General features: G+C 64.0%; 8 protein-coding genes. 3 read left to right on the top strand and 5 right to left on the bottom strand.

Annotation, left to right across the window (positions count from 1 at the left end):
- The 3 genes from M729_RS1000000138985 to M729_RS0127395 form a co-directional block, all read right to left on the bottom strand.
- On the bottom strand, positions 1-246 hold a 246-nt coding region (locus tag M729_RS1000000138985; protein WP_027160991.1), incomplete at its 3' end, for a leucine zipper domain-containing protein.
- A 159-nt stretch (positions 247-405) separates the two neighbouring features.
- Complete coding sequence (locus M729_RS0127400) at positions 406-1,440, bottom strand: aldo/keto reductase (RefSeq protein WP_024504215.1); 1,035 nt, start codon at positions 1,438-1,440, stop codon at positions 406-408.
- Positions 1,441-1,491: 51 nt separating this feature from the next.
- Positions 1,492-2,673 carry an MFS transporter gene (locus M729_RS0127395; protein WP_024504216.1) on the bottom strand — a complete coding sequence of 394 codons (1,182 nt, stop codon included), beginning with the start codon at positions 2,671-2,673 and terminating at the stop codon, positions 1,492-1,494.
- Positions 2,674-2,792: 119 nt separating this feature from the next.
- Here M729_RS0127395 and M729_RS0127390 point away from each other — a divergent pair, with 119 nt between their 5' ends.
- On the top strand, positions 2,793-3,701 hold the full coding sequence (locus M729_RS0127390; RefSeq protein ID WP_027163468.1) for a LysR substrate-binding domain-containing protein: 909 nt from the start codon (positions 2,793-2,795) through the stop codon (positions 3,699-3,701).
- 44 nt (positions 3,702-3,745) lie between these two features.
- Here the strand turns inward: M729_RS0127390 and M729_RS0127385 are convergent, their stop codons facing one another.
- Entirely contained in the window at positions 3,746-4,795 is a 1,050-nt protein-coding gene (locus tag M729_RS0127385; RefSeq protein WP_027163467.1) for an aldo/keto reductase, read from the bottom strand.
- Between the two features lie 110 nt (positions 4,796-4,905).
- Entirely contained in the window at positions 4,906-5,568 is a 663-nt protein-coding gene (locus M729_RS0127380; protein ID WP_027163466.1) for a YggS family pyridoxal phosphate-dependent enzyme, read from the bottom strand.
- 155 nt (positions 5,569-5,723) lie between these two features.
- Between M729_RS0127380 and leuS the strand changes: the two genes are divergently transcribed.
- Positions 5,724-8,348, top strand: coding sequence for a leucine--tRNA ligase (gene leuS / locus M729_RS0127375; protein ID WP_027163465.1), 2,625 nt, complete (start codon positions 5,724-5,726; stop codon positions 8,346-8,348).
- Positions 8,335-8,913: an LPS assembly lipoprotein LptE gene (gene lptE, locus M729_RS0127370; protein WP_013529029.1), complete on the top strand. Its 579-nt coding sequence runs from the start codon at positions 8,335-8,337 to the stop codon at positions 8,911-8,913. The genes leuS and lptE overlap by 14 nt, the downstream gene beginning before the upstream one ends.
- Positions 8,914-8,936 lie beyond the last annotated feature (23 nt).

The raw sequence follows: 8,936 nt of genomic DNA, 5'->3' as shown, positions 1-8,936 counted from the left end.
CTGGCGCATGCCAAGAACCGCCGCCTCCACTGCATCCGGGCTGCGCCCCGGGCTCGTCGTGGGGCGACGCGATTGCTCCGCAAGCCCGGCCTCGCCATGGGCGCGATACCGCGCAATCAACTTGTGACCACAGGTTCGGCCGATCCCGAAACGACGACAAAGCGCACTGACATTGCTGCCTTCCTGCACGGCAAGACGCACAAACTCCAACTTCCCATCCATCACGCTGGTGTCCCCAAATGGCATCGCGAACCTCCCGGCGCAGAGCACGCCAAACTGTTCGCGATGTCCTCGCACACCTGTTCGCGATGTCCCCGGTCCAAACACCCCCTTGAGGGGGAGATGGCCGGCAGGCCAGAGGGGGGCGCTGGCCCGCGAACCTTGCGCCATGACGGCCCGATGCGCTCAAACCACCGGCGGGTTCAACCGGGCAAAGCCTTCCTGCCGCCGATACGGGAAGTACGGGTAGGGCGCGGTGACTTCGCTTGCCGCGTCGAGCTGCCTTATCTGCTCCGGCGTCAAGGTCCAGCCGACGGCACCGAGGTTCTGGCGCAACTGCTCCTCGTTGCGGGCGCCGATGATGACCGACGATACGGTCGGGCGCTGCAGCAGCCAGTTGATGGCGATCTGCGGCACGGTCTTGCCGGTTTCTTCGGCCACGACATCGAGGGCATCCATCACTCGATAGAGATGCTCGTCCTCGACCGGCGGACCGAAGCTTGCCGTGTCGTGCAGCCGGCTCTGTTCCGGCAGGAGCTGGCCACGGCGGATCTTGCCGGTCAGGCGGCCCCAGCCAAGCGGGCTCCACACCAATGCACCGACGCCCTGGTCGAGGCCGAGCGGCATCAGCTCCCACTCATAGTCGCGGCCGACCAGCGAATAGTAGACCTGATGGGCGACATAGCGCGGATAGCCTTGGCTGTCGGCTTGCGCCAACGACTTCATCACTTGCCATCCGGAGAAGTTGGAGACGCCGACATAGCGCAGCTTGCCGGCACGGATCAGGTTGTCCAGCGTCGACAGCACCTCCTCGATCGGCGTGCCGGCATCGAAGGCGTGTAGCTGCAAAAGGTCGATGTAGTCGGTGCCGAGGCGCCTCAGCGCATCATCCACGGATCTGATCAGCCGCGAACGTGACGAGCCGTAATCGCCCGGCCCATCGCCCATCGGCAGCGCGGTCTTGGTCGAGATCAGCACGGCATCGCGGCGGCCTTTTATCGCGTCGCCAAGCACCTGTTCAGAAGCGCCGTTCGAATAGACGTCGGCCGTGTCGAACAAATTGACACCAGCCTCCAGGCAGATGTCGATCAGCCGCCGCGCTTCCCTGGCGTCGCTGTTGCCCCAGGCGCCGAACAGCGGGCCGGAACCGCCAAAGGTTCCCGCGCCGAATGAGAGTGCGGGCACTTTCAAGCCCGATGCACCGAGACGTCGATAATCCATCTTTTTACTCCTGGTGGTATGAAGGGTGTCGGAAGGGTTTGCCGAGGGTAGTCACGAGCGGATGGAGGCAGGTGCGCCGAGCGCCGGGGTACGATCGAGACGCAGCGCCAGTCCGGCCACGCCGAGCGCCGTGAGCGGCAGCAAGGCGGCGACCCAGGTCAGGGCACCCAGGCCAAGCCCTTGGGCAATCACCGCGCCGCCAAGCCAGGCGCCTGCGGCGTTGCCGAGATTGAAAGCGGCGATGTTGAAGGACGAGGCGAGGCTCTGGCCGGCACCTTGCGCCTTGTCCAGCACCCACATCTGCAGCGGCGCCACGGTAGCAAAGGCGGCGGCACCGAGCAGGCCGACATAGATGACGGCCATCACCTGGCTGTGGATGGCGAAGGTCATCGTTGCGAGCACCAGGGCCAGCACCACGAGGCTGCCCAGCACGGCCGGCACAAGCCAGCGGTCGGCGACCTTGCCGCCAAGCAAATTGCCGGCGATGAGACCGCCGCCGAAGACGAGCAGGATCGGCGACACGGCTGCTTCCTTGAAGCCGCTTATCTCGGTCAGCAACGGAGCGATATAAGTGAAGACGGCGAAGACGCCGGCATAGCCGAGCACGGTGGTGGCGAGGCCGAGCAGGACGGGGGTGCGGCGCAAAACGGCGAGATCGGCGCGCAGGTCGCTCTTTTCGGGCGCCGTCCGGCTGCGTGGCACCAGAGCCAGGATGACGGCGAAGGCGGCCACACCGACCACTGTCACGGCCCAGAAGGTCGCGCGCCAGCCGAAGGCCTGGCCGAGCCATGTGCCGAAGGGCACGCCGAGGATGTTGGCGATGGTCAGGCCGGTGAACATCAGCGCGATCGCCGAGGCTTGTCTGTTGGGCGCGACCAAGCCGGTGGCGACCACCGAGCCGACGCCGAAGAAAGTGCCGTGGGCAAAGGCGGTGATGATGCGGGCGCCCATCAGCGTCCAGTAGTCGGGCGCCAACGCGCAGGCGAGATTGCCGAGCGTGAAGATCGCCATCAGCGCCAGAAGCACGGTCTTGCGCGGCCAGTTGCCGGTGGCGATGGTCAGCAAGGGCGCGCCGATGACGACGCCAAGCGCATAGCCCGAAATGAGCTGGCCGGCAGCCGAGATCGAAACGCCGAGATCCTTGCTGACATCGAGCAGCAAACCCATAATGACGAATTCGGTGACGCCGATGCCGAAGGCACCGGCGGCGAGGGCGTAGAGAGCAAGAGGCATGGCGGTTTTCCACTTCGATGCGAAGAGCGCCGTCCCGCGCCCCGACCCCTGAGATCGTGCTTCCCTGCATTGTGAACCAGACTTGCCTTGGGCATATTTTCTGTGAAATAGATTCATAAATGGCCAGGCCCGAGATCAATCGCTCCGGCGAGATCGAAGTGTTCGTGCGCGTCGTCGAGGAAGGCAGTTTCTCCTCCGCGGCACGCGCGTTGCGCATGACGCCGTCGGCGGTGAGCAAGCTGATCGCGCGGCTGGAGGCCCGGCTTGGCGCGCGGCTGGTCAGCCGCTCGACGCGAAAGCTGCAACTGACGCCGGAAGGCACAGCATTCTACGAGAGCGGCCTGCGCATCCTCGCCGACATGGCGGCAGCCGAGCAGGAGGCAGCGGCGGGTGCTTCACCGCGCGGACGTGTGCGCATTAACAGCTACGTGCCCTTCGGGGTGCATCGGCTGGTCCCGCTTCTGCCTCGGTTCCTGGAACGCTACCCCGAGATTTCGGTCGATCTGGTGCTGACCGACAGCGTCGTCGACCTGATGGCGGAGCGCGCCGATGTTGCCATCCGTGCCGGGCCATTGAGTGGGTCACGGCTGGTGGCGCGCAAGCTCGGGCAAAGCCCGGTGGTCGTTGTTGCAGCACCTTCTTACCTCGATACGCACGGCATACCGCTGACGCCAGCCGATCTCGACAGGCACAACCGCATGGGCTTCGGCTTCGTCAGGCACCTCGATGGCTGGCCGTTCCTCGACGCGGAAGGCCGCGCCATCATGATTCCGATCACCGGCAACACGCTGGTCAGCGATGGTGAGGCGATGCGGCTCATGGCACTGGCGGGCGCGGGCATCGCCCGGCTGGCGCGCTGGCATGTGGCGGAAGACATAGCGGCCAGCAGACTGGTGCCGCTGTTGGAGGCATTCAATCCGGGTGACGAGGAGCCGACCCACGCCGTCTATGTCGGCCAGGGCCGGCATCTGCCGGCGCGGGTGCGCGCCTTTCTCGACTTTCTGGTCGAGAGCGTCCGGCTGACCTGACATCTCCGGAGCCACGGCTCCCGAGATGTCAGCGTGGGCTGTATTTATGCTTTCGGCGTGAACGCCGCCGGACGGCGGCCCGCTGCCTGGCGCTCCAGCATCCAGCCTGGATATTCGGACGGCAGCGCGCTGACCTCGTCGAGGCGGGCGAGATCGTCGGTGTCGAGCTTCACTTCAGTCGCTGCGAGGTTCTGTTCAAGCTGGTCCATGCGGCTGGCGCCGATGATGACGCTCATCACGAAGGGCTTGGCCAGGACATAGCCGAGCGCCACCGTGGCGACGCTCACATCATGTTTTTTGGCTATGTCGCGCATGACGGCAACGGCCGCCCAGGCGCGGTCCTCATTGACCGGCGGGAAGTTGAAGGACGCGCGGCGGCCTTCGCCATTGCCGGGTGCGCCGGGGCCATATTTGCCGGAGAGCAGGCCGCCGGCCATCGGCGACCACACCATCAGGCCGAGTTTTTCCTCGTTGAGCAGCGGCACGATTTCGCGCTCGAGATCGCGGCCGGCGATCGAATAATAGGACTGCACGGTCTCGAAACGGGCGAAACCCTTGCGCTCGGCGATGCCGAGCGCCTTGGCGGTGCGCCATGCCGCCCAGTTGGAGACGCCGACATAGCGGACCTTGCCGCTGGCAACGAGATCGTCGAGCGCTCGCAGCGTCTCGTCGATCGGCGTCACCGTGTCGGTGCCGTGCAACTGATAGAGATCGATATGGTCGAGCTGCAGCCGTTCCAAGCTGGCATCGATCGAATCCATGATGTGGCCGCGTGACGAGCCGCGCTGGTTGGGGCCTTCACCCATGGCGCCATGCGCCTTGGTGGCGATGACCACATTCTGCCTGTTGATCTTGAGATCCCTGAGCGACTGGCCGAGCAACCGTTCGGATTCGCCAAAGGAGTAGACGTCGGCCGTATCGAAGAAATTGACGCCGGCGGCAAGCGAATGGGCAACGATCTCGTTGACGCCCTTCTGGTCGAGGTTGGCGATCAGGCCCCATTGGGCATTCTGGCCGGCGGCGCCGAAGGTCATGGTGCCGAGGCACAGTTCGGAGACGAACATCCCCGTATTTCCAAGCTGGTTGTAGCGCATGGTGGCGGCTCCAGAGAGTTTGTGACGACCCAAAGCAAATAGGAACGGTACGTTTCGTTTCCAGTCCTGGAGCAACGAGCCTGTCGGATTGGCCCAAACGCCGTTGCGTCTCAGCGAGTGCCGAAGATCGCCGAACCGACGCGGACGCTGGTGGCGCCGAAGGCGATTGCTGTTTCGTAGTCGCCGGACATGCCCATTGAGAGTTTGGCGACGTCGGCTTCCTTGCTAAGCTTCTCCAACAGCGCAAAATGCGGACCGGGATTCTCGTCGGCCGGCGGGATGCACATCAGGCCTTCGATGGCGAGGCCGTGCACGTCGCGGCAGCGGGCGACGAAGGCCACGGCGTCGCGGGGCTCGATGCCGGCCTTCTGCGGCTCGGAGCCGGTGTTGACCTGGACATAGAGTTTTGGCGCGCGGCCCTGTTTGGCGATCTCCTTGGCGAGTTCGGCGGCGATCTTCTCGCGATCGACCGTCTCGATGACGTCGAACAGTGCTACCGCTTCCCTAGCCTTGTTGGATTGCAGCGGGCCGATCAGATGCAGTTCGATGTCGGGAAATGCGTCCTTCAGATCAGGCCATTTGGCTTGCGCCTCCTGCACCCGGTTCTCGCCGAAGACGCGCTGGCCGGCTTCGATGACCGGGCCGATGTCGGCGGCATCAAAGGTCTTTGAGACCGCGACCAGGATCACGGCGCCGGCTTCGCGGCCGGCCTCGCGTTCGGCGGCGGCGATCTTCGCCTTGACCGCGAAAAATTGCTGAACGGCGTCACCCATATGCAAATCCTGCTGTTTTGACCGGCGTTTTTGTCAGACGCGGTACCCATATGGTTGACGGGTTTGCCAAACCATGGTGAACACCCGGACCACATTCCCTGAACTGCCGAGCCATCGCCCGCAGTTCGCGCATGCTTTTAAGTGAAAAACGTCCCATGGCAACCGAACGATACAATCCGCGCGCGTCAGAGCCCAAATGGCAGAAGGCCTGGGACGCCAAGAAGCTGTTCGAAGCGCACAATGACGATCCGCGCCCGAAATACTACGTGCTGGAGATGTTCCCCTATCCGTCGGGGCGCATCCATATCGGTCATACCCGCAATTACACGATGGGCGACGTGGTGGCGCGCTACAAGCGGGCCAAGGGCTTCAACGTGCTGCACCCGATGGGCTGGGACGCCTTCGGCATGCCGGCCGAAAACGCGGCGATGCAGAACAAGGTCCACCCCAAGGAGTGGACCTACCAGAACATCGCCACCATGCGCGAGCAGCTCAAGGTCATGGGGCTGTCGCTGGACTGGGCGCGCGAATTCGCCACCTGCGACGTCGATTACTACCACCGCCAGCAGATGCTGTTCCTCGACTTTGTCGAGAAGGGGCTGGTGACGCGCAAATCCTCCAAGGTCAACTGGGATCCGGAGGACATGACGGTGCTTGCCAACGAGCAGGTCATCGACGGGCGCGGCTGGCGCTCGGGCGCGCTGGTCGAACAGCGCGAACTGACGCAGTGGTTCTTCAGGATCACCGACTTCGCCCAGGATCTGCTGGATTCGCTCGAAGGCCTCGACGAATGGCCGGAAAAAGTGAAGCTGATGCAGCAGAACTGGATCGGCCGCTCGGAAGGCCTGCTGATCCGTTGGCCTCTGGCCGACGCCTCCGATGGCGAGCATGAGCTGGAAGTCTATACGACAAGGCCCGACACCATCTTCGGCGCTTCCTTCATGGCTGTCGCCGCCGATCATCCGTTGGCCAAGAAGGCCGCTGCGCACAATCCGGCGCTGGCGAAGTTCATCGAGGATATCAGCCACATGGGCACCTCGGTCGCGGCGCTGGAGACGGCTGAGAAGAAGGGTTTTGACACCGGCCTCCGCGTCGTCCATCCGTTTGACGACAACTGGACGCTGCCTGTCTATGTCGCCAATTTCGTGCTGATGGAATACGGCACCGGCGCCATTTTCGGCTGCCCGTCCGGCGACCAGCGCGACCTCGACTTCGCCAACAAATATGGCCTGCCGGTGATTCCGGTGGTGATGCCGGAAGGCGAGAATCCGGCGACGTTCCAGATCATCGATGAAGCCTATGTCGATGACGGCGTGATGATCAATTCGCGCTTTCTCAACGGCATGAAGCCGGATCAGGCTTTCGACGAAGTCGCCAAACTGCTGGAGCAGAAGACGATCGGCAACCGGCCGATGGCCGAGCGCAAGGTGAATTTCCGTCTGCGCGATTGGGGCATTTCGCGCCAGCGCTACTGGGGCTGCCCTATCCCGATGATCCATTGCGAGGCTTGCGGCGTGGTGCCGGTGCCGAAGGCGGACCTGCCGGTGAAGCTGCCCGACGATGTCGATTTCGACCGCCCGGGCAATCCGCTCGACCGTCATCCGACATGGCGGCATGTGAAATGTCCGCAATGCGGCAGGGATGCGCGGCGCGAAACCGACACGATGGACACGTTCGTCGATTCGTCGTGGTATTTTGCCCGCTTCACCGCGCCGTGGGCACATGAACCGACCGATCCCAAGGCGGCCAACGAATGGCTGCCGGTCGACCAGTATATTGGCGGGATCGAGCACGCGATCCTGCATCTGCTCTATTCGCGCTTCTTCACCCGCGCCATGCGCGAGGCCGGCCATGTCGATCTGGCCGAGCCGTTCAAGGGCCTGTTCACGCAAGGCATGGTGGTGCACGAAACCTATCGCGTTGGCTCGGCATCGAACGGCCGCTGGCTGGCGCCCACCGAAGTTCGGCTGGACGACGTCGACGGCAAGCGCAGCGCCATCGAGATCGCCACCGGCGAGACCGTCTCCATCGGCCCGCTGGAAAAGATGTCGAAGTCGAAGAAGAACACGGTGAGCCCGGAAGACATCACCGATGGCTACGGCGCCGATACGGCGCGCTGGTTCATGCTGTCGGATTCGCCTCCCGAGCGCGATGTCGAGTGGACCGACGATGGCGCCGCCGGCGCGCATCGCTTCATCCAGCGCATCTGGCGCCTGGTGTCGACGGCGGCCGAAACACTGGCCGGCATCAAGCCCGTGGCGGCCAGCAGCGGCGAGGCCGCGGTGGTTTCCAAGGCCGCGCACAAGATCCTCAAGGCGGTCGGAGAGGATATCGAGAAGCTCGCTTTCAACCGCGCCATCGCCCGCATCTACGAACTGGCCAACGCGCTGACCACGCCGCTTAACGAGGTGGCCGAAGGCAAGGCCGATGCAGCGCTGAAAGGCGCCTGCCGGCAGGCGGTGGAGATTCTCGTGCATCTGATCGCGCCGGTCATGCCGCATCTGGCCGAGGAGTGCTGGGCAACGCTCGGCGGCACCGATCTCGTTGCCGAACGGCCGTGGCCGGTCTTCGATCCGGCGCTGGTCGTCGACAACGAAGTCACCTATCCGGTACAGGTCAACGGCAAGAAGCGGGGGGATTTGACAATTGCCCGCGACGCGGACCAAGGTGCGGTCGAAAAAGCGGTATTGGCTCTCGACTTCGTGCAGAAAGCACTCGAAGGGAAGGCTCCGCGCAAGGTGATCATCGTGCCGCAGAGGATCGTCAATGTCGTTGCCTGATCGGGAAAAGACAGAGTTGAGCCATTTGCTGCGCCGCATGGCGCTTGCCGGCCTGATAGGTTCGCTCGCGCTTGTCTCGGCCTGCACGGTGCGGCCGCTCTATTCGAGCGCGCCACTGTCGGGTTCGCAGGCCAGTGCCAGTGCCGAACTGGCGTTGATCGGCATCAAGCCGGTCAATACGCGTTACGGCCAACAGGTGCGCAACAATCTCATTTTCGGGTTTGGACGAGGCGCCGGCGAGCCGGCCTCGCCGGCCTATTCGCTCAATCTCGGCGTGACCGAAGCGGTCGAGTCCGCGGCACTTGTGCAGGTCGGAACCGACGAAGACGAGCCGACCGCCGGTTCCGTGACGCTGACCGGCAGCTATACGCTGGCCGATGCGAAGACCGGCGTGGTGATCGCATCCGGCAAGCGTTCGATCACCTCGTCCTTCGACAGGCCGCGTCAGGAATTCGCCGCATACCGGGCGCAGATCGACGCCGAGAATCGCGCGGCGCGAGAGTTGGCGGAAGCGCTGCAGCTGTCCATTGCCCAGGACCTTGTCCGGCACGGCAAGACCGGCTAGCGCACCTCATCTGCTTCACGAAA

This window comes from Mesorhizobium sp. WSM1293 (assembly GCF_000513875.1).
Taxonomy (GTDB): Bacteria; Pseudomonadota; Alphaproteobacteria; order Rhizobiales; family Rhizobiaceae; genus Mesorhizobium; species Mesorhizobium ciceri.
The sequence above is the reverse complement of the archived record's forward strand: the minus strand, read 5'-3'. Positions and strand labels throughout refer to the sequence as shown.